This is a genomic window from Citrobacter enshiensis (genome assembly GCF_029338175.1).
Lineage (GTDB): Bacteria > Pseudomonadota > Gammaproteobacteria > Enterobacterales > Enterobacteriaceae > Citrobacter_D > Citrobacter_D enshiensis.
The window spans coordinates 4,758,801-4,780,044 of the sequence record NZ_CP119862.1; the positions used below are offsets into that span (position 1 = coordinate 4,758,801).

The following is a 21,244-nucleotide window of genomic DNA, read 5'->3' on the forward strand; positions in this document are numbered from 1 at the left end:
CCATTTGGTTTAAACCAGTGAAAGTATCATACGCTGACGCTAAAAAAGAAAGCAAACAGCGCCGACATGCTTTGAAGATAAATGTGACAAAGCTCTCTTAAGGCAAGAATACGGGCGTTTGGCAGGGGAAGAGAGACGAGAAGAAACAGCGTCGGTGAGGTCGCTGTGCGGCCAGCAAGATCCAAAAAAAAACCCCGCCACGAAGGCAGGGTCTTATCGTAGAAAGAAGCGTTAATTACTCTTCTTTCGCGCCGCGCATTGCGCGTTTACGATCGTTTTCAGTCAGGTGACGTTTACGGATACGGATGGAAGTTGGGGTAACTTCTACCAGTTCGTCATCATCGATGAATTCCAGAGCCTGCTCCAGAGTCATTTTCTGAGCTGGGACCAGCGTGGTTGCTTCGTCAGTACCGGAAGCACGCATGTTGGTCAGTTTCTTACCGGTCAGGCAGTTTACAGTCAGGTCGTTAGAACGACTGTGAATACCGATGATCTGGCCTTCGTAAACTTCTGCACCGTGACCCAGGAACAGCTTACCGCGATCCTGCAGGCTGAACAGTGCGAACGCAACCGCTTTACCCTGACCGTTGGAGATCAGCACGCCGTTCTGACGCTGGCCAACATCGCCCGCACGAACATCGTCGTAATGGCTGAAGGTGGAGTACAGCAGACCGGTACCGGAGGTCATGGTCATGAATTCTGAACGGAAGCCGATCAGACCACGGCTTGGGATCACGTAGTCAAGACGTACGCGGCCTTTGCCATCTGGATTCATGTTTTTCAGGTCGCCTTTACGCTCACCCAGAGCCTGCATGACAGAACCCTGATGCTGCTCTTCGACGTCCAGCGTTACGTTTTCGAACGGCTCTTGTTTACGGCCGTCGATTTCGCGGAAGATAACTTTCGGACGGGAAACCGCCATTTCGAAACCTTCACGACGCATGTTTTCGATAAGAACGGACAGGTGCAGCTCACCACGACCAGATACACGGAACGCATCCGCATCCGGCGTTTCTTCAACGCGCAGTGCCACGTTGTGCACCAGCTCTTTGTTCAGGCGGTCAAGGATCTGACGAGAGGTAACGTACTTACCTTCTTTACCACAGAACGGAGAGGTGTTTACGCAGAAGAACATGGTTACGGTCGGTTCATCAACGGACAGCGCCGGCAGCGCTTCAACATTCTGCGTATCGCAGATGGTATCAGAGATGTTCAGCTCGCCGAGACCGGTGATCGCGATGATATCGCCCGCTTCTGCAACGTCACTCTCGATACGTTCCAGACCCAGATGGGTCAGAACTTTACCGACTTTACCGTTGCGGGTTTTGCCTGCGCTATCAATGATAGTGATCTGCTGGTTCGGTTTAACTTTACCGCGCTTGATACGACCGATGCCGATAACACCAACGTAGTTGTTGTAGTCCAGCTGAGAGATTTGCATCTGCAGCGGGCCATCAAGGTCAACGTTCGGTGCAGGTACGCGATCGACGATGGTCTGATACAGCGGAGTCATATCTTCAGCCATATCTTCGTGATCCAGACCCGCGATACCGTTCAGCGCAGAAGCGTAAACGATAGGGAAGTCCAGCTGTTCGTCAGTTGCATCAAGGTTAACGAACAGGTCGAATACCTGATCAACAACCCAGTCAGGACGTGCGCCCGGACGGTCAACTTTGTTGATAACAACAATAGGCTTCAGGCCATGAGCAAAGGCTTTTTTGGTCACGAAGCGCGTCTGCGGCATCGGACCATCCATTGCATCAACGACCAACAGCACGGAGTCTACCATGGACATTACACGTTCAACTTCACCACCGAAGTCGGCGTGCCCTGGGGTATCAACGATGTTGATACGGTAGTCATTCCATTTGATAGCGGTGTTTTTCGCGAGGATGGTAATCCCACGCTCTTTCTCCAAATCGTTGGAGTCCATCACACGCTCTTGGGTTTCGGCACGCGCATCAAACGTACCGGATTGCTGCAGCAGCTTGTCGACCAGGGTAGTTTTACCATGGTCAACGTGCGCGATGATGGCGATGTTACGCAAATTTTCGATCACAACTTTGCCTCGGGCATTAGGAATAGCGCGTTATTGTACACGGATTAATCGCACTACAAAACAGGATCACAAACATCCTCCGCAAACAAGTATTGCAGAGTTTCTTTGTGATCGCTTTCACGGAGCGTTAAAAGGGTTACTCATTGCTCATTGCACCAACATGGTGCTTAATGTTCACATTGAAGCACTATATTGGTGCAGCGTGCTCACCATGGTGCAGCCCTTTTGCACGATGGTGCGCATGATAACGCCTTTTAGGGGCAATTTAAAAGTTGGCACAGATTTCGCTTTATATTTTTTACGGCGACACGGCCAATTTTTGCAGAATTGCAGACCTCGTTACCACGACGACAATGACCAATCCGGGAGAGTTAAAGTATGTCCGCTGAACACGTATTGACGATGCTGAACGAGCACGAAGTGAAGTTTGTTGATTTGCGCTTCACCGATACCAAAGGTAAAGAACAGCACGTCACTATTCCTGCTCATCAGGTAAATGCCGAATTCTTCGAAGAAGGCAAAATGTTTGACGGCTCCTCCATCGGCGGCTGGAAAGGCATTAACGAATCTGACATGGTTCTGATGCCAGATGCGTCCACTGCGCTCATCGACCCGTTCTTTGAAGATTCTACCCTGATTATCCGTTGTGATATCCTGGAACCTGGCACGCTGCAGGGCTATGACCGCGACCCGCGCTCCATCGCCAAACGTGCTGAAGAATATCTGCGCGCTACCGGCATCGCAGACACCGTTCTGTTCGGGCCAGAGCCAGAATTCTTCCTGTTTGATGACATTCGTTTCGGCGCATCCATCTCCGGTTCCCACGTGGCCATCGACGATATCGAAGGCGCATGGAACTCCTCCACCAAATATGAAGGTGGTAACAAAGGTCACCGTCCTGGCGTGAAAGGCGGTTACTTCCCGGTTCCTCCGGTAGACTCTTCTCAGGACATTCGTTCCACCATGTGTCTGATCATGGAAGAGATGGGTCTGGTTGTCGAAGCACATCACCACGAAGTAGCGACCGCAGGCCAGAACGAAATCGCAACCCGCTTTAACACCATGACCAAAAAAGCGGACGAAATTCAGATCTACAAATATGTGGTTCACAACGTTGCGCACCGCTTCGGTAAAACCGCAACCTTTATGCCAAAACCGATGTTTGGCGATAACGGTTCCGGTATGCACTGCCACATGTCTCTGTCCAAGAACGGCGTAAACCTGTTCTCTGGCGACAAATATGCCGGTCTGTCTGAGCAGGCGCTGTTCTACATCGGCGGCGTAATCAAACACGCTAAAGCGATCAACGCCCTGGCAAACCCGACCACCAACTCCTACAAGCGTCTGGTCCCGGGTTATGAAGCACCGGTCATGCTGGCTTACTCTGCCCGTAACCGTTCTGCCTCTATCCGTATTCCGGTGGTTGCTTCTCCGAAAGCGCGTCGTATCGAAGTGCGCTTCCCGGATCCGGCAGCTAACCCGTACCTGTGCTTTGCTGCCCTGCTGATGGCGGGTCTTGACGGTATTAAGAACAAGATCCACCCGGGCGAAGCGATGGACAAAAACCTGTATGACCTGCCGCCGGAAGAAGCGAAAGAGATCCCACAGGTTGCTGGCTCTCTGGAAGAAGCACTGAAAGAACTGGATCTGGACCGCGAGTTCCTGACCGCAGGCGGCGTGTTCACCGACGAAGCGATCGATGCGTACATTACGCTGCGTCGTGAAGAAGATGACCGCGTGCGCATGACGCCACACCCGGTAGAGTTTGAACTGTACTACAGCGTTTAACCGTATCTTAAAAATTCGACGAATTTCGCGTTGCGGCAAGGCGGCAACTGAGCAAATCCCCAGGAGCATAGATAGCTATGTGACTGGGGTGAGCGAAGGTAGCTAACGTAGCTGCGGTGTGAAAGGCGTCAGGCGTTTTTTAGTTGCCGTGGAAACTTTTAGCCCATCCCCGGATGGGCTTTTTTCTCCACCAGCCACCTGACTTTACGCGCTTTTTATCAGTAAAAAGCTATAATGCACTAAATTGGTGCAAACTTTTCCAGGAGACTGCTGAATGGCAACTGGCATGCTGCCCGATGCTGGGCAGATCCTTAATTCTTTAATCAATAGCATCTTACTTGTCGATGACGAGTTGGCGGTGCATTACGCCAATCCCGCCGCGCAGCAGTTGCTCGCCCAAAGTTCCCGCAAACTGTTTGGCACACCGTTACCTGAACTGCTGAGTTACTTTTCATTAAACATCGGTCTGATGCGAGAGAGCCTGCTAGCGGGCCAGGGCTTTACAGACAACGAAGTCACACTGGTGATAGATAGTCACTCACATATCCTCTCCGTGACCGCACAAAGGCTGCCAGATGGCCTTATCCTGCTGGAAATGGCGCCGATGGATAACCAACGCCGTTTGAGCCAGGAACAGCTGCAGCATGCTCAACAAATTGCTGCCCGCGATCTGGTGCGTGGTCTGGCGCATGAAATTAAAAATCCGCTTGGCGGTTTACGCGGCGCGGCGCAGTTACTGAGCAAGGCGCTTCCCGATCCGGCGTTGACGGAGTACACCAAAGTCATTATCGAGCAGGCGGACAGACTGCGTAATCTGGTTGACCGCCTGCTGGGGCCACAACATCCGGGCATGCACATCAACGAAAGTATTCATAAGGTCGCAGAACGTGTGGTGGCGCTGGTTTCAATGGAGCTGCCAGAAAACGTGACGCTGATTCGTGATTACGATCCGAGTCTGCCGGAGCTACCGCACGACCCGGACCAAATCGAGCAGGTGCTGCTGAATATCGTGCGCAACGCCCTCCAGGCGCTGGGGCCGAACGGTGGCGAAATTATTCTGCGTACCCGCACTGCTTTCCAGCTAACCCTGCACGGAATGCGTTATCGCCTGGCGGCGCGTATTGACGTAGAAGACAACGGTCCGGGCATTCCTTCCCATTTGCAGGACACGTTGTTTTACCCCATGGTGAGCGGTCGCGAAGGTGGTACCGGGCTGGGTCTGTCCATCGCCCGTAATTTGATTGATCAACATTCCGGCAAAATTGAATTTACCAGTTGGCCGGGTCATACCGAGTTCTCGGTTTACCTGCCTATCAGGAAATAAAGGTGACGTTTATGCAACGAGGAATAGTCTGGGTAGTCGATGACGATAGTTCCATCCGTTGGGTGCTTGAACGTGCGCTCGCCGGGGCAGGGCTGAACTGCACCACGTTTGAAAGCGGTCACGAGGTACTGGACGCGCTGGCAAGCAAAACGCCAGATGTTCTGCTGTCTGATATCCGTATGCCGGGAATGGACGGTCTGGCGCTGTTAAAACAGATTAAGCAACGCCACTCTATGCTGCCGGTCATCATTATGACGGCCCATTCCGATCTGGACGCTGCCGTCAGTGCTTATCAGCAGGGCGCATTTGATTACCTGCCAAAACCTTTTGATATTGACGAAGCAGTCGCGCTGGTTGAGCGTGCTATCAGCCACTATCAGGAACAGCAGCAACCCCGGAATATCCAGAACAACGGCCCGACCACCGATATCATTGGTGAAGCCCCTGCTATGCAGGATGTATTTCGTATTATTGGCCGGTTGTCTCGCTCTTCAATCAGCGTGCTGATCAACGGCGAATCCGGCACTGGCAAAGAGCTGGTTGCCCATGCGCTGCATCGCCACAGCCCGCGTGTCAAAGCGCCGTTTATTGCCCTGAATATGGCGGCCATTCCGAAGGATTTGATTGAATCTGAGTTATTTGGTCACGAAAAAGGCGCATTTACTGGCGCGAATACCATTCGCCAGGGGCGTTTTGAACAGGCTGACGGCGGGACGCTGTTTCTGGATGAAATAGGCGACATGCCGCTGGACGTGCAAACGCGCTTGCTGCGAGTCCTCGCTGACGGGCAGTTTTATCGCGTCGGCGGATATGCGCCCGTGAAGGTGGATGTGCGTATTATTGCCGCCACTCACCAGAACCTGGAATTACGCGTGCAGGAAGGCAAGTTTCGTGAAGACCTGTTCCATCGCCTGAACGTGATTCGCGTTCATTTGCCGCCGCTGCGTGAGCGCCGGGAAGATATTCCCCGTCTGGCGCGTCATTTTCTGCAAGACGCCGCACAGGAATTAGGGGTTGAAGCCAAACAATTGCACCCGGAAACCGAAGCCGCCCTGACGCGCCTGGCATGGCCGGGTAACGTGCGCCAGCTAGAAAACACCTGCCGCTGGCTAACCGTTATGGCCGCCGGACAGGAAGTGTTAATTCAGGATCTCCCCAGCGAGTTGTTTGACGTCGCCGTTCCCGACAGTCCTTCACATATGCAGCCGGACAGTTGGGCCACCCTGTTGGCGCAGTGGGCCGATCGGGCGCTGCGTTCCGGTCATCAAAACCTGCTCTCGGAAGCGCAACCGGAAATGGAACGCACACTGTTAACGACCGCGTTACGTCATACGCAGGGGCATAAACAGGAAGCGGCAAGATTGCTTGGCTGGGGTCGTAATACCCTGACACGCAAGCTTAAAGAGTTAGGAATGGAATAACGCCTGATGGCGCTGCGCTTATCAGGTCTACGAAACGTAGCCCCGGTTAGCACAGCGCCACTGGGAAGTTGTTAAATGACGCGTGAGAACTGCTGCATCCGCGCTTTACGGCGCAGATACGCATCAAAGCACATGCAAATGTTACGGATCAGCAAGCGCCCTTTTGGCGTCACCTGAATCCCTTTCTCATTCACGTCCACCAGCCCATCTTTTGCCAATGGCGCCAGCAGTTTCAGATCTTCAGCAAAGTATTCGGTAAAGGTGAGTTCCCACTGAGATTCGACGTCGGCAAAATCGAGACGGAAGTTGCAAATCAGCGACTTAATAACATCCCGGCGAATACAGTCATCCTGGGTCAATGCAATACCGCGCCATAGCGCATTTCCCTGCTCATCAACGAGCTGATAATAGTGCTTCAGCTCCTTTTGGTTCTGCGCGTAGCAGTCGCCAATCATACTGATGGCGGAAACGCCCATCCCCAGCAGGTCGGTATCGCCCTGGGTGGTGTAGCCCTGGAAATTACGGTGCAGAACGCCTTCACGTTGCGCGACGGCTAACTCATCATCCGGACGGGCAAAATGGTCCATCCCAATAAACTGATAACCCGTTTCGGTTAACGAAGAGATAGTTTCCTGCAGAATATCCAGTTTCTGCTGCGCGCTGGGCAGATCGGCATCTTTAATTTTACGTTGAGCGGCAAACAGGGTCGGCAGATGCGCGTAGTTAAAAACGCTTAGACGGTCGGGTTTCAGTTCCGCCACGCGTTTCAGGGTGAATGCGAAGCTTTCCGGCGTCTGTTTCGGTAAACCGTAAATCAGATCGATGTTGGTGGAGGTAAAACCGATATCGCGCGCGTGATTAAGCAGCGCAAAAATAAACGCTTCGTCTTGCTCACGGTTGACCAGACGCTGAACCTCTTTGTTGAAGTCCTGTACGCCCATACTCAGGCGGTTAAAACCTTCTGCGCGTAAATGATCGAGCACATCCAACTCAATCTCACGGGGATCGACCTCGATCGAGATTTCCGCATCCGCATTAAACTGGAAGTGTTCGCGCAACAACGTCATTAAGCGACTGATTTGCGCTTTATTCAGATAGGTTGGCGTACCGCCACCCCAGTGCAGTTGGCTAACGTTGCGTCCGGAAAAAAGCGGCGCACGGTGCACTATTTCTTGCTCTAAGGCATCAAGATACTGATCGGCTTTATGCTGCTGGCGGGTCACAATCTTGTTGCAGCCGCAGAAGTAGCAGAGCTTATGACAGAATGGGATGTGTACGTAGAGAGACAGCGGGCGCTCAGGATAACGCGCCACAGCGTGCCGGAATGCCTCTTCGCCAAAGTCTTCAGAAAACTCCAGCGCGGTGGGATACGACGTATATCGTGGCCCGGAATAGTTATATTTCTGGATCAGGGCCAGATCCCAGTCTATTAGCTGTTCAGACATGCTCACTCCTTCCGATGGCGTCGCTGGCGGGTACGGCGTACCGGCTTTCCTCCACTACGGGTGATAAGCCGGCTGCGCAGCCACTTCTGTCGCCGCGACAACCGCTGTAGTTTAACGAATAACCACACCAGATAACATATAACCGGAAGGGTTATAAGCAGGACGGGGAGGCCCACGGTGTAAACCCGTTAGTTGCCGCCTTTGAGCAGGCGCATCATGTCTTCCTGCTTCTCGTCCTCTTCTTCTTCATCGTCATCATAAGAAAGGCCCAGCTTCTGCATCAGCTCATCAATGCGGTCCAGCTTAGTATCCACCCAGGACTGATCTTCTTCACTGAGGGTTTCGCCTGTTTCAAGACGTTCTAGCAGCGCATCCAGGCGCTCATCCGTTTCCAGTAAATCCAACTCAGCCTGCGGTGAAAGCATAGGTTTCTCACTCTTCGGTTTGTGCTGTTTGGTGACTTTTTCAGTCACTCCCAATGGAATGGGGGTTTTACTGCCAATACGTGGATCTTTTTGTTTGTTCGCATTCTTAGAACCAGAAGCACCTTCACTGCCCGTCGCACGGCTACCCGCCGCATGGCCACGGTGCTTTTTCTGATGCTTACGGTCACGAGCTTCCTGGTTAAGCTCTTCGCGTGTTTTACGGCGCGCTTTTGCGGGACCTTTGCCGCGTGGTGTAGAAGTTGATTTCATAATAATTCGTCTTTGGCCGTTTTATTCAGTATACATTTGCGGCGGAATCTAGCAGAAAGCAAGTAAAGAAAAAAGGCGACAGAGTCATCTGTCGCCTTTTTTCTTTACTCATAGCCCTTAACGGGTTCTACATTCCCTGTCGGCCATCAACACACCCTGTCTTTCCTTTAGCCTGAAACGTTCCGTGTTGTTTCCATTTCCTTTTACATACGTCTCCGGACGTTTGTCTTCCTGACAATCCTGTGTCTTCGCCTCCTGGCGCTCCTGACCCTCATCCTGAGTCCGTCTGTCCTGTCAGCATCCTCGCTATGAACACTACTTTACGCCATCAGGTCAGGCAGACAAGTGACCAACACGATGTTTTCGACATGTAAGAGCACCATTAAAAAAATAACTTAATGATTTCTTTACGCTATATTGCTTTTCACCCAGTAATGACTCTGAAATTTCGTATATCTACAATCGTCAATGTCTCACAAACCACGTGGTTTTTACTTACACTGGCATATGTCGAAACATCCGTCTTTTGCTGGGGTTCAGGTATAATCGCTGCAAAGCTTTGACTGACGGAGACGACCCCTTTGATTAATTTGAATTATCAACAGACGCACTTTGTAATGAGTGCGCCTGATATTCGCCACTTACCTTCCGATACCGGAATCGAAGTGGCGTTCGCTGGCCGTTCCAATGCAGGCAAATCCAGCGCGCTGAATACCCTGACGAACCAGAAGAGCCTGGCGCGTACCTCCAAAACACCCGGTCGCACACAGTTGATCAACCTGTTTGAAGTCGTGGACGGTAAACGTCTTGTCGACCTGCCAGGATACGGTTACGCCGAAGTTCCGGAAGAGATGAAACGCAAATGGCAGCGTGCGCTGGCGGAATACCTGGAAAAGCGTCAGAGCCTGCAAGGGTTGGTGGTGCTGATGGACATTCGCCACCCGCTGAAGGATCTCGACCAACAGATGATTCTGTGGGCCGTTGAGAGCAATGTTCAGGTTTTGGTTCTGCTGACTAAAGCAGACAAACTGGCCAGCGGAGCGCGTAAAGCTCAGCTCAATATGGTGCGTGAAGCCGTTCTGGCGTTTAACGGTGATGTGCAGGTAGAAGCATTTTCGTCGCTGAAGAAGCAAGGCGTGGATAAGTTACGTCAGAAGCTGGATACCTGGTTTAGTGAGCTGGCGCCAATTGAAGAGAGCCAGGACGCAGAATAATCCCTTCCTGCGAATGTTGTACCGGATAATGTCGCTACTGCAGCTTATCCGGTCTACGGATCGTGTTTTCGCTTTTACTCAAAATAATTCAAGTTGCAGGAAGGCGGTGACGCAGTGAATCCTCAGGAGCTTACATCAGTAAGTGACTGAGGTGAGCGAGGAAACCAACGCACCTGCAGCGTGAAGTATGAAGAGTACAATAAAAAACGCCCCAGTCATTAACTGACTGGGGCGGCTAAAATATTCAGCCAAATCCGATTACGTGAAGTAAAAGGTCTGAAAGATAGAACATCTTACCTCTGTACCCTACGCGAATAACTTTACTCTTTTTTGAGCAGCTCAGAAAGCACTTTTTGTAATTTTTTTTCATTCCTTACATAGGGAATTCCAATAATCATCACAAAATGTTCTATCTTATGTTGCTTAGTTACGAAAAAATGCGCTGTTCAGTAAACCCTTAGTGCGCTTGATCCCAGTTTTCACCGCTTCCCACTTCCACCAGCAGCGGCACATCAATGTGCGTACAGTTTTCCATCAATTGATGGATCTTTTTCGATACGGTATCGAGATCGTCTTTGTGCACTTCAAACACCAGTTCATCGTGCACTTGCATGATCATGTGGACACGAGGTTGCTCGGTTTGCAGCCAGTCATCAACGGCAATCATCGCACGTTTGATAATGTCTGCCGCAGTCCCCTGCATCGGTGCGTTGATCGCCGCACGTTCAGCACCTGCACGTCGCGCAGCATTGCTGGACTTGATGTCTGGTAAGTACAGGCGGCGCCCTTCCAGGGTTTCAACGAATCCCTGCTCTTTGGCCTGTGCTCGCGTGCGCTCCATATACTCCAGCACGCCAGGGTACCGTTCGAAGTACAAATCCATATACTTCTGCGCTTCTTTACGCGGAATGTTCAACTGACGCGCAAGTCCGAAGGCGCTCATACCGTAGATCAGACCAAAGTTAATGGCTTTTGCGCTACGACGCTGTTCGCCCGTCACGCTCTCCAACGGTAAACCAAAGACTTCAGCTGCCGTTGCACGGTGAATATCTTTTCCTTGTGCAAAAGCGGCTAACAGCCCTTTGTCTCGCGAGAGATGCGCCATAATACGCAGCTCGATTTGCGAGTAATCCGCCGAGACAATCAGATAATCCTGCGGCGGAATAAATGCCTGACGGATACGGCGGCCTTCGTCGTTACGTACTGGAATATTTTGCAGGTTTGGATCGGTTGATGATAAACGCCCTGTTGCAGTTACCGCCTGATGATAAGAGGTATGCACGCGTCCGGTTTTCGGGTTGATCATCAGCGGCAGCTTATCGGTGTAGGTCGATTTCAGCTTCGCCAGACCGCGATACTCCAGAATCACCTTCGGCAACGGGTAGTCTAATGCCAGCTCTTCCAGCACCTCTTCCGACGTTGACGGCGCGCCACCCGGAGTTTTCTTCAGCGGCTTAATTCCCTGTTTTTCAAACAGAATCGTTTGCAGCTGTTTTGTGGAAGAGAGATTAAACGCTTCTCCCGCGATCTCATGCGCCTTTTGCTCCAGCTCCGCCAGGCGTAACGACAGCTCTTCCGAATGTTTGTGCAACACGGCGGGATCAATCTTCACGCCGTTACGCTCAACACGAGACAGCACTGGCACCAGCGGCATTTCGATGTTCTCAAAAACATTCAGCGGCCCTTTGTGCTTCTGCAGTTCAGGCCACATTTTCAAATGCAGTTGTAGTGTGACGTCGGCGTCTTCTGCGGCATAACGCCCGGCTTCTTCCAGAGCAATCTGGTTAAACGTCAGCTGGTTTTTACCTTTGCCGGCAATCTCTTCGAATGTGATCGTTTTGTGCTTCAACCAACGATCGGACAGGCTGTCCATGTCGTGTCGACCCGCAACGCTATTCAGGATGTAAGACTCCAGCATCGTATCGAAAGCGATACCGCGCAGCTCAATGCCATAGTTTTGCAATACGCCACGGTCATACTTCAGGTTTTGCCCCACCTTACGGGCATCCTCATCTTCCAGTAGCGGTTTTAGCAGTTCCAGTGCGCGGTCGCGGGCAATCTGATCGGGCGCATCAAGATAATCATGAGCAACAGGGACGTAAGCCGCCACACCGGGTTCAATGGCAAAAGAGAGGCCTACCAGATTCGCAGAGTGGTTATCGAGACTGTCGGTTTCTGTATCAAATGCAAAGACTGGCGCTTTTTTCAGTTTCTCAATCCAGCTTTCCAGCGTGGCTTCGTCCAGTATCGTCACATAGTGGTCATAGGAGAGTGCCGCCACTGGTTCTTCAGGCGTTTCGTCAGCCACGATGGTTTCTTGCGGTTTTGCCGCTGGTTTTGCGCCTTTTGCCTGCAGCCATTTCCCGGCTTCAACATCGACAATCCAGCGCTTAAATTCGTACTTTTTAAACAGATCCAGCAACGTGTCTGCGGCAGGCTGCTGAACGGTAAGTTGCTCGCAGGCCAGTTCCAGTTCGACGTCGGTTTTGATCGTCGCCAGCTTGTAAGACAGATATGCCACATCTTTATTCTGCTCAAGCTTCGCCGCCATGGTTTTCGCACCGCGGAAAGTCAGGCCGGCAATTTTGTCTGATTCTGCATACAACGTATCGAGGCCGCCCAGCCCCTGCAGCAAAGCCTGCGCGGTTTTTTCGCCGACTCCCGGAACGCCCGGAATGTTATCGGAGGAGTCCCCCATCAGGGCCAGGAAGTCGATGATCAATTCTGGCGGGACACCGTACTTATTCACCACCTCATCCGGGCCAAGGATCGTATTGGTCATGGTGTTGATGAGCGTAACGTTCGGCGTCACTAGCTGGGCCATGTCCTTATCGCCAGTACTAATGAGTACCGGGCGACCGACTTTCTCCGCTTCACGCGCCAGCGTACCGATAACGTCATCCGCTTCGACACCGGAAACCGCCAACAACGGCAAGCCCATCGCTTTTACCATTGCATGCAGAGGCTCGATCTGCGCACGCAGATCGTCAGGCATCGGCGGGCGATGAGATTTGTAATGCTCGAACAACTCATCACGGAAGGTTTTACCCTTAGCATCAAATACCACGGCGGCATGCGTCGGCTGATACTGCATAATCAGGCTGCGCAGCATGTTAAGAACACCGTACATCGCACCCGTGGGCTCCCCCGCACCATTCGTCAGCGGTGGGAACGCGTGATATGCGCGATAGAGATAAGATGAACCATCTACAAGGATAAGTGGGTTTTCTGGGATCTGAACCATAATGTCCGTGCCTGTTTATCAGATTATGGTTAAAGGATGCCACAGACGGGATGAAAACATGAGTTTTTCACCGTATTTGTCGTAAAACTTTTGCAGATCTTCTGGAACGCTCGCAAAGCAAATTGTGGATAACTTTGTGTATAAATAATTTAATTCAGTTTATCTCAGGTATTATGTTTTAAATATCATAATTTTTATTCAATTTTTTCATCACGTTAGACAGGCGCCCAGAGATTTATTCTTAAAATAACGCCGATATCAGGATGTGGATAGATATAGTTAACTTTTCTATTTCGCGAAGACCCATTATTTGGTCCGTTTTCTGATAAAATCGGCCCCTTGCGCGTCTTTAGCGCACTATTTATGGCTAACCTTTTGAATAATTTAATTATGACGAGAATACTCGCTGCGATAACGCTTTTGCTGAGTATCGTATTGACCATTTTGGTCACGATTTTATGTTCTGTACCGATCATTATCGCCGGAATTGTGAAACTGCTTTTGCCCATTCCCTTCGTCTGGCGCAAGGTTTCCGTCTTTTGCAATTTCATGATGTATTGCTGGTGCGAAGGCCTTGCACTGCTCCTGCACCTCAACCCATGGCTAAAGTGGGATGTAGAGGGGTTGGAGGGGCTGAACAAGAAAAACTGGTATCTGCTCATTTGTAATCATTACAGCTGGGCGGATATTGTCGTGCTTTGCGTTCTGTTCCGTAAGCACATCCCCATGAATAAATATTTCCTCAAACAGCAACTGGCCTGGGTACCGTTTATCGGTCTGGCATGCTGGGCGCTGGATATGCCCTTTATGAAGCGTTACTCGCGCAGTTATCTGCTGCGTCACCCTGAGCGGCGTGGCAAGGATGTGGAAACCACCCGACGCTCCTGCGAGAAGTTTCGTGCGCATCCAACCACCATTGTGAATTTCGTCGAGGGCTCACGGTTTACCGATGAGAAACACCAGCAGACGCGATCACCCTACAAAAACCTGCTGCCTCCAAAAGCGGCCGGGATTGCTATGGCGTTGAACGTCCTGGGATCGCAATTTGATAAGTTGCTCAATGTAACGCTGTGCTATCCGGAAAACAGCCGTCATCCTTTCTACGACATGCTGAGCGGCAAACTGACCCGGATCGTCGTACGTGTGAATCTGGAACCTGCGCAGGAAGAATTGCACGGCGATTATGTTAACGACAAAGGATTTAAACGCCGCTTCCAGCTTTGGTTGAATACGCTGTGGGCTCAGAAAGACGAACTGATAGAAGAGATTAAAACATCAAATAAAAACGCCGGTCAGTGACCGGCGTTTTTGTTATTTCTTCTCAACCAGGTGTTTTACGGTATCAGCGTACTGCTGCACGAAGATATCCATGCTGCTGGTATCCATCCCTTGCGGGTTAATCTGATATTTACCGTTAACGAACATCGCCGGTACGCCCTGAAGCTGCAGGTCAGCAGCGGCTTTTTCCTGCTGCGCAACCAGTGATTTCACCACAAAGCTGTTCCATGCAGCATCGTAATCTTCACCTTTGATCCCCGCATCAACGAAGACTTTGCGAATGTCCGCGACAGACTGGACGGTCTGCAGTTTCTGCACACCTTCAAACATCGGAACGGTGATTTTGTCTTCCACACCCAGCGCCAGAGCAACAGCCCACGCCTGCGTCAGATCCTTGCCCAATGGCCCCAGGAACTCAACGTGGTATTTGGTCATTTTCACGCCTTCCGGCAGTTTTTTCTTCACGTTGTCAGAAACATGAAGAACTTCTTCAAATTGATAGCAATGCGGGCAATAGAACGAGAAAAACTCTAAAACCTGAGGCTCACCAGCGATCGGCTTATCCAGCGTGATGTATTGTTTGCCATCACTGAACTGCGCTGCCGATGCGCTAAATGCTAAAACCATACCAGCCAGCGCCAGCCAAATCTTTTTCATGTAATCTCTCTCCTGATGTGTTCGATTAATACATTGGCGTTAATTGTAAAGGGGGCTCCTGCAGAGTTTTGGTCTGCTGTATAAAAGTCGCCGTTTGCTGCAGCCAGTAATCTTCCCCGGTGAGCCACGGGAAGTTTTTAGGAAATGCAGGATCAGCCCAACGACGCATAAGCCAGGCAAGATAATAAACTAAACGCATAGCGCGTAAAGGTTCAATCAGTCCGAGTTCAGAGGTATCAAATTCACTCACCTCTTCATAAGCCTCAATGATCGTTTCAAGCTGCATCCGCTGCTCTGCTTTATCGCCATTGAGCAGCATCCAGAGATCCTGCACGGCAGGTCCATTGCGGGCATCGTCTAAGTCGACAAACAGCGGGCCGTCACGCCACAGAATATTTCCTGCATGGCAATCGCCATGTAAGCGTAGCGTGTCAAAGCGGGTATGCCATCTTTCGGTAACAGCAGAAATGAGCCCATCGGTTGCTTTCAGAAAAGCGACTCTTTGACCTGACGGAATAAGCGGCGCATCTTCGAATAACTTACGAGGTTCAATGAGATACTCTTCGAGGCCGATTGTCGGTCGGGAGGCAAAAGGACGTTTACGTCCGGTCTGATGCAAGCGGCCAAGATAGCGGCCTACGGCTTCCATTTGATCAATGTTGTCGGCTTCAAACTGCCTGCCGCCGACACTGGGAAAGATCGCATAGTGGAAACCCTCGTGGTTTAGCAACGTCTGGTCGTTAAACACAATGGGGGCCGCAACCGGAACCTCATCGTTGACCAACTCTAACGCAAACTGGTGTTCTTCCAGTATTTGATCCACAGACCAACGCTCAGGACGGTAAAACTTAACGACAAAACGTCGACGGTCTTCGTCCTGAAATTGATAGACGCGGTTTTCATAACTGTTGAGCGGGGTAAGACCGGAATCCACCCGGATCCCCTGTTCAAACAGTGCATCCACGATGGTATCCGGGTGTAGTGTCTGGAAAGTAAAAGCGCTGTCGTTCATCCCATCATCCGGAAAATACTACGAATAATTCAGGATATCATTTCATAACGCTTTCTGTGGAGCCACTTACAAGGTTTTACTCTTTAATGACACCACGTGCACGCAATAACGCCGTTTTGAAATCTTCTTCATAATCTTTTTGAATGCCAGGGATCACGGCATCTTTTGCTGAGTCACGCATTTTCAGGTGATAGATCAGAATGTCGTCAGTTAAATCCGCCAGCTCACCGTCAAAACCTGACTCTTTCGCCAGTTTCTGCAAAAATTGCATTAGGTTAAGATCGGGCTCTTTCTCCCATGCTGGCTGCAGGAGTTCGATAACTTCATTCAGGCGTTTACATTTCATGGTTGTGCTCCTTACTCTTGATATAGATACGTTAGCAGGGTCAATCCCACAATAAAAGAGGCGATATCAGTGAATCTGGATAGTGCAATAACTGGGGTTGTACTGGCGGGAGGCAAAGCTCGCCGAATGGGGGGCGCCGACAAAGGTTTACTTGAGCTGGACGGCAAACCTCTCTGGAAACACGTTGCCGATAACCTTTTATCGCAGCTTGAAACTGTTGTGATTAATGCCAATCGCCATCGAGATATTTACCAAAAAAGTGGTCTGCGAGTGATCCCCGATTCGCTCGCCGATTTTCCGGGTCCATTGGCGGGTATGCTTTCCGTTTTTCTGCAGGAAAAAGGCGACTGGTTCCTGTTCTGCCCCTGTGACACACCGTATATTCCTCGCGATCTGGTTGCGCGTTTAAAGGCCCAACGCAGCGATGCAGCTGTAGCGTGGGTCCATGACGGCGAGCGGGATCACCCTACTATCGCTTTGGTCAACCGCTCAGTACAACCTTTATTACAGGATTACCTTCAATCCGGAGAGCGACGAGTGATGGTCTTTATGCGTCTCGCCGGTGGGCATGCCGTCGATTTTAGCGACCAAAAAGACGCATTTGTTAATGTGAATACCCCTGAAGAACTTGCCAGATGGCAGGAGAAACGATGATCCCACTACTTGCCATTGCCGCATGGAGCGGTACGGGTAAAACCACACTGCTCAAAAAGCTGATCCCAGCCTTGCACGACAAAGGGATCCGGCTGGGTTTGATAAAGCATACCCATCACGATATGGATGTCGACAAACCCGGTAAAGACAGCTACGAGCTACGCAAAGCTGGCGCTGCACAAACTCTGGTTGCCAGCCAACAGCGTTGGGCACTCATGACTGAAACACCGGATGAAGAGGAGCTGGATCTCGCATTTCTGGCCAGCAGAATGGATGCCTCAAAGTTGGATTTGATTCTGGTAGAAGGGTTTAAGCATGAGGACATTGCGAAGATTGTGTTGTTCCGTGAGGGGATCGGGCACAGCCAGGAAGAACTGGTGATTGATGCACATGTGATTGCCGTCGCCAGCGATGTGCCGTTGAGAATTGATGTTCCGCTATTAGATATCAATGACGTTTGGCAACTCGCTGATTTCATTGAGCAATGGATGCGGCGTTTATGAGCTGTGTTATTTGGATTGCCTGATGGCGCTGTGCTTATCAGGCCTACCGGTTATGCTCACTGATATCTGATCCACAGGTCTGATAAAACGCCGCCATCCGGTATTTTCCGCAGAGCGCAGACGCAAAAAAGCCCATCCTGACGGATGGGCTTTTCACTTGTTTGATGCCTGGCAGTTTATGGCGGGCGTCCTGCCCGCCACCCTCCGGGCCGTTGCTGCGCAACGTTCAAATCCGCTCCCGACTCCATAGTACTCGTATCATCCTGATACTCGCCCCTGCGGGGCCGCCGTAAACGGCGTTCAAAATCGTTCCCGACGATTTTGTCCTGCTCAGGAGAGCCCTCACCGACAAACAACAGATAAAACAAAAGGCCCAGTCTTTCGACTGAGCCTTTCGCTTTTATTTGATGCCTGGCAGTTCCCTACTCTCGCATGGGGAGACCCCACACTACCATCGGCGCTACGGCGTTTCACTTCTGAGTTCGGCATGGGGTCAGGTGGGACCACCGCGCTACAGCCGCCAGGCAAATTCTGTTTATTAACCCGCTTTTCGCCGGTTAATTTTATCTGTATCAAGCTGAATCTGATGTCTCTTCGCCCAAAACACCTTTGGCGTTGTAAGGTTAAGCCCTCACGGTTCATTAGTACTGGTTAGCTCAATGTATCGCTACACTTACACACCCAGCCTATCAACGTCGTAGTCTTCAACGTTCCTTCAGGAGACTTATAGTCTCAGGGAGAACTCATCTCGGGGCAAGTTTCGTGCTTAGATGCTTTCAGCACTTATCTCTTCCGCATTTAGCTACCGGGCAATGCCATTGGCATGACAACCCGAACACCAGTGATGCGTCCACTCCGGTCCCTCTCGTAATAGGAGCAGCCCCCCTCAATTCTCCAGCGCCCACGGCAGATAGGGACCGAACTGTCTCACGACGTTCTAAACCCAGCTCGCGTACCACTTTAAATGGCGAACAGCCATACCCTTGGGACCTACTTCAGCCCCAGGATGTGATAGAGCCGACATCGAGGTGCCAAACACCGGCCGTCGATATGAACTCTTGGGCGGTATCAGCCTGTTATCCCCGGAGTACCTTTTATCCGTTGAGCTGATGGCCCTTCCATTCAGACCACCGGATCACTAAGACCTGCCTTTCGCACCTGCTCGAGCCGTCACTCTCGCAGTCAAGCTAGCTTATGCCTTTGCACTAACCTCCTGATGTCCGACCAGGATTAAGCTAACCTTCGTGCTCCTCCGTTACTCTTTAGGAGGAGACCGCCCCAGTCAAACTACCACCAGACACTGTCCCGGCAACCCGGATTACGGGTCTACGTTAGAACACCAGCCATTAAAGGTGTGTATTTCAAGGTTGGCTCCATGCAGACTGGCGTCCACACTTCAAAGAGCCTCCCACCTATCCTACACATCAAGGACCAGTGTTCAGGTGTCAAGCTATAGTAAAGGTTCACGGGGTCTTCCGTCTTGCCGCGGGTACACTGCATCTTCACAGCGAGTTCAATTTCACTGATGTCTCGGGGTGGGAGACAGCCTGGCCATCATTACGCCATTCGTGCAGGTCGGGAACTTACCCGACAAGGGAATTTCGCTACCTTAGGACCGTTATAGGTTACGGGCCGCCGTTACCGGGGGCTTCGAGTCAAGAGCTTCTCCTTACGGATAACCCCATCAATTAACCTTCCGGCACCGGGCAGGCGTCACACCGTAATACGTCCACTTTCGTGTTTGCACAGTGCTTGTGTTTTTAATAAACAGTTGCAGCCAGCTGGTATCGTTCGACTGATTTCAGCTCCACGAGTAAATCGCTTCACCTACATATCAGCGTGGCCTTCTCCCGAAGTTACGGCACCATTTTGCCTAGTTCCTTCACCCTGAGTTCTCTCAAGCGCCTTGGTATTCTCTACCTGACCACCTGTGGTCGGTTTGGGGTACGATTTTGTGTTACCTGATGCTTAGAGGCTTTTCCTGGAAAGCAGGGCATTTGTTACTTCAGCACCGTAGGTGCCGTCGTCATCACACCTCAGCGTTAGTAAGCGTCGGGATTTACCTAAACGCTTCCGCCTACATGCTTAAACCGGGGACAACCGTCGCCCGGCCAACATAGGCCTTCTCCGTCCCCCCTTCGCAGTAACACCAAGTACAGGAATATTATCCTGTTTCCCATCGACTACGGCTTTCGGCCTCGCCTTAGGGTCGACTCACCCTGCCCCGGATTAACGTTTGGACAGGAACCCTTGGTCTTCCGGCGAGCGGGCTTTTCACCCGCTTATCGTTACTTATGGTCAGGCATTCGCACTTTCTGATAGCCTCCAGCAACCCTCACAGGTCCACCTTCAACGGCTTACAGAACGCTCCCCTACCCAACAACACATATTGTTACGCTGCCGCAGCTTCGGTGCATGGTTTAGCCCCGTTACATCTTCCGCGAGCCGACTCGGACCAGTGAGCTATTACGCTTTCTTTAAATGATGGCTGCTTCTAAGCAACATCCCTGGCTGTCTGTGCCTTCCACATCGTTTCCACTTAACCATGACTTTGGGACCTTAGCTGGCGGTCTGGGTTGTTTCCCTCTTCACGACGGACGTTTAGCACCCGCCGTGTGTCTCCCGTGATAACATTCTTTCGGTATTCGCAGTTTGCATCGGGGTTGGTAAGATCGGGATGACCCCCTAGCCTGAAACAGTGCTCTACCCCCGAAGATGAGTTCACGAGGCGCTACCTAAATAGGGCTTTCGGGGAGAACCAGTCTATCTCCCGGTTTGATTGGGCCTTTCACCCCCCAGCCACAAGTCATCCGCTAATTTTTGCAACATTAGTCGGTTCGGTCCTCAGTTAGTGTTACCCAACCTTCAACCTGCCCCATGGCTAGAATCACCGGTTTCGGGTCGTAGTACCCTGCAACTTAACGCCCAGTTAAGACTCGGTTTTTCCCTTCGGCTCCCCTATTCGGTTAACCTTGCTACAGAATATAAGTCGCTGACCCATTTATACAAAAGGGTACGCAGTCACCCCATAAAAGAGGCTCCCACTGCTTGTACGTACACGGTTTCAGTGTTCTTTTTCACTCCCCTCGCCGGGGGTTCTTTTCGCCTTTCCCTCACGGTACTGGTTCACTATCGGTCAGTCAGGAGTATGTTAGCCTTGGAGGATGGTCCCCCCAGATTCAGACAGGAGTACCACGTGTCCCCGCCCTACTCTTCGAGTTCACGACCACATGCATTTTGTGTACGGGACTATCACCCTGTACCGTCGGACTTTCCAGACCGGTTCCACTACCACACATGCTGATTCAGACTCTGGGCTGCTCCCCGTTCGCTCGCCGCTACTGGGGGGAATCTCGTGTTGATTTCTTTTCTCGGGGTACTTAGATGTTTCAGTTCCCCCGGTTCGCTTCATTACGCTTATGTATTCACGTAATGATAGTGTGACGGATCACACTGGTTTCCCCCCCCCCTCCCATTCGGAAATCGCCGGCTATAACTGGTTCATATCACCTTACCGACGCTTATCGCAGATTTAGCACGTCCTTCATCGCCTCTGACTGCCAGGGCATCCACCGTGTACGCTTAGTCGCTTAACCTCACAACC

Annotated in this window: 15 protein-coding genes, 2 rRNA genes and 1 pseudogene; 7 read left to right on the forward strand and 11 right to left on the reverse strand. The window is 51.3% G+C overall.

Annotation, left to right across the window (positions count from 1 at the left end; translation table 11 throughout):
• Window positions 1–235 precede the first annotated feature (235 nt).
• Entirely contained in the window at window positions 236–2,059 is a 1,824-nt protein-coding gene (gene typA, locus P2W74_RS22645; RefSeq protein WP_276293327.1) for a ribosome-dependent GTPase TypA, read from the reverse strand.
• A 378-nt stretch (window positions 2,060–2,437) separates the two neighbouring features.
• Between typA and glnA the strand changes: the two genes are divergently transcribed.
• The 3 genes from glnA (at window position 2,438) to glnG (ending at window position 6,592) form a co-directional block, all read left to right on the forward strand.
• Window positions 2,438–3,847: a glutamate--ammonia ligase gene (gene glnA, locus P2W74_RS22650; RefSeq protein ID WP_276293328.1), complete on the forward strand. Its 1,410-nt coding sequence runs from the start codon at window positions 2,438–2,440 to the stop codon at window positions 3,845–3,847.
• 274 nt (window positions 3,848–4,121) lie between these two features.
• Window positions 4,122–5,171 carry a nitrogen regulation protein NR(II) gene (gene glnL / locus P2W74_RS22655; protein ID WP_276293329.1) on the forward strand — a complete coding sequence of 350 codons (1,050 nt, stop codon included), beginning with the start codon at window positions 4,122–4,124 and terminating at the stop codon, window positions 5,169–5,171.
• Between the two features lie 11 nt (window positions 5,172–5,182).
• Window positions 5,183–6,592, forward strand: coding sequence for a nitrogen regulation protein NR(I) (gene glnG / locus P2W74_RS22660; RefSeq protein WP_203359422.1), 1,410 nt, complete (start codon window positions 5,183–5,185; stop codon window positions 6,590–6,592).
• A 71-nt stretch (window positions 6,593–6,663) separates the two neighbouring features.
• On the opposite strand, the gene hemN is transcribed toward glnG, so the two are convergent.
• The 3 genes and pseudogenes from hemN to P2W74_RS22675 all read right to left on the reverse strand — a co-directional run bounded on the left by hemN (window position 6,664) and on the right by P2W74_RS22675 (window position 9,033).
• A complete protein-coding gene (hemN, locus tag P2W74_RS22665; RefSeq protein WP_276293330.1) occupies window positions 6,664–8,037 on the reverse strand; it encodes an oxygen-independent coproporphyrinogen III oxidase in 1,374 nt (457 codons plus the stop codon).
• A gap of 188 nt (window positions 8,038–8,225) precedes the next feature.
• Window positions 8,226–8,732: a Der GTPase-activating protein YihI gene (gene yihI / locus P2W74_RS22670; protein ID WP_412767209.1), complete on the reverse strand. Its 507-nt coding sequence runs from the start codon at window positions 8,730–8,732 to the stop codon at window positions 8,226–8,228.
• Window positions 8,733–8,849: 117 nt separating this feature from the next.
• Window positions 8,850–9,033: pseudogene (locus tag P2W74_RS22675) on the reverse strand (hypothetical protein).
• 280 nt (window positions 9,034–9,313) lie between these two features.
• Here P2W74_RS22675 and yihA point away from each other — a divergent pair.
• Entirely contained in the window at window positions 9,314–9,946 is a 633-nt protein-coding gene (yihA, locus tag P2W74_RS22680; RefSeq protein ID WP_192613922.1) for a ribosome biogenesis GTP-binding protein YihA/YsxC, read from the forward strand.
• A 244-nt stretch (window positions 9,947–10,190) separates the two neighbouring features.
• On the opposite strand, the gene spfP is transcribed toward yihA, so the two are convergent.
• Both spfP and polA read right to left on the reverse strand, forming a co-directional pair.
• A complete protein-coding gene (gene spfP / locus P2W74_RS23855) occupies window positions 10,191–10,238 on the reverse strand; it encodes a small protein SpfP (RefSeq protein WP_071892919.1) in 48 nt (15 codons plus the stop codon).
• Window positions 10,239–10,403: 165 nt separating this feature from the next.
• Entirely contained in the window at window positions 10,404–13,190 is a 2,787-nt protein-coding gene (polA, locus tag P2W74_RS22685) for a DNA polymerase I (protein ID WP_276293331.1), read from the reverse strand.
• Between the two features lie 363 nt (window positions 13,191–13,553).
• Between polA and P2W74_RS22690 the strand changes: the two genes are divergently transcribed.
• Entirely contained in the window at window positions 13,554–14,489 is a 936-nt protein-coding gene (locus tag P2W74_RS22690; RefSeq protein ID WP_276293332.1) for an acyltransferase, read from the forward strand.
• Window positions 14,490–14,501: 12 nt separating this feature from the next.
• On the opposite strand, the gene dsbA is transcribed toward P2W74_RS22690, so the two are convergent.
• From dsbA to P2W74_RS22705, 3 genes are all read right to left on the reverse strand, one after another.
• Entirely contained in the window at window positions 14,502–15,125 is a 624-nt protein-coding gene (gene dsbA / locus P2W74_RS22695; RefSeq protein WP_276293333.1) for a thiol:disulfide interchange protein DsbA, read from the reverse strand.
• A 25-nt stretch (window positions 15,126–15,150) separates the two neighbouring features.
• Window positions 15,151–16,137, reverse strand: a complete 987-nt coding sequence (locus tag P2W74_RS22700; protein WP_276293334.1) for a serine/threonine protein kinase — start codon at window positions 16,135–16,137, stop codon at window positions 15,151–15,153.
• Between the two features lie 76 nt (window positions 16,138–16,213).
• Window positions 16,214–16,483 (reverse strand): YihD family protein, encoded by a 270-nt coding sequence (locus tag P2W74_RS22705; protein WP_276293335.1) that lies wholly within the window; start codon window positions 16,481–16,483, stop codon window positions 16,214–16,216.
• A 69-nt stretch (window positions 16,484–16,552) separates the two neighbouring features.
• Between P2W74_RS22705 and mobA the strand changes: the two genes are divergently transcribed.
• Both mobA and mobB read left to right on the forward strand, forming a co-directional pair.
• On the forward strand, window positions 16,553–17,137 hold the full coding sequence (gene mobA / locus P2W74_RS22710; RefSeq protein ID WP_276293336.1) for a molybdenum cofactor guanylyltransferase MobA: 585 nt from the start codon (window positions 16,553–16,555) through the stop codon (window positions 17,135–17,137).
• Window positions 17,119–17,640 (forward strand): molybdopterin-guanine dinucleotide biosynthesis protein MobB, encoded by a 522-nt coding sequence (gene mobB / locus P2W74_RS22715; RefSeq protein ID WP_276293337.1) that lies wholly within the window; start codon window positions 17,119–17,121, stop codon window positions 17,638–17,640. The genes mobA and mobB overlap by 19 nt, the downstream gene beginning before the upstream one ends.
• A 409-nt stretch (window positions 17,641–18,049) precedes the next feature.
• Here the strand turns inward: mobB and rrf are convergent.
• Both rrf and P2W74_RS22725 read right to left on the reverse strand, forming a co-directional pair.
• Window positions 18,050–18,165: ribosomal RNA gene (rrf, locus tag P2W74_RS22720) — 5S ribosomal RNA — on the reverse strand.
• Window positions 18,166–18,259: 94 nt separating this feature from the next.
• Window positions 18,260–21,236: ribosomal RNA gene (locus P2W74_RS22725) — 23S ribosomal RNA — on the reverse strand.
• Between the last annotated feature and the right edge of the window lie 8 nt (window positions 21,237–21,244).

Bases quoted from the DNA above. Each gene is read 5' to 3' on its own strand.
- hemN (WP_276293330.1), bottom strand. From the start codon at position 8,037: ATGTCTGAACAGCTAATAGACTGGGATCTGGCCCTGATCCAGAAATAT.
- dsbA (WP_276293333.1), bottom strand. From the start codon at position 15,125: ATGAAAAAGATTTGGCTGGCGCTGGCTGGTATGGTTTTAGCATTTAGC.
- P2W74_RS22690 (WP_276293332.1), top strand. From the start codon at position 13,554: ATGGCTAACCTTTTGAATAATTTAATTATGACGAGAATACTCGCTGCG.
- yihI (WP_412767209.1), bottom strand. From the start codon at position 8,732: ATGAAATCAACTTCTACACCACGCGGCAAAGGTCCCGCAAAAGCGCGC.
- P2W74_RS22705 (WP_276293335.1), bottom strand. From the start codon at position 16,483: ATGAAATGTAAACGCCTGAATGAAGTTATCGAACTCCTGCAGCCAGCA.
- glnA (WP_276293328.1), top strand. From the start codon at position 2,438: ATGTCCGCTGAACACGTATTGACGATGCTGAACGAGCACGAAGTGAAG.
- P2W74_RS22700 (WP_276293334.1), bottom strand. From the start codon at position 16,137: ATGAACGACAGCGCTTTTACTTTCCAGACACTACACCCGGATACCATC.
- glnL (WP_276293329.1), top strand. From the start codon at position 4,122: ATGGCAACTGGCATGCTGCCCGATGCTGGGCAGATCCTTAATTCTTTA.
- polA (WP_276293331.1), bottom strand. From the start codon at position 13,190: ATGGTTCAGATCCCAGAAAACCCACTTATCCTTGTAGATGGTTCATCT.
- mobB (WP_276293337.1), top strand. From the start codon at position 17,119: ATGGCAGGAGAAACGATGATCCCACTACTTGCCATTGCCGCATGGAGC.
- glnG (WP_203359422.1), top strand. From the start codon at position 5,183: ATGCAACGAGGAATAGTCTGGGTAGTCGATGACGATAGTTCCATCCGT.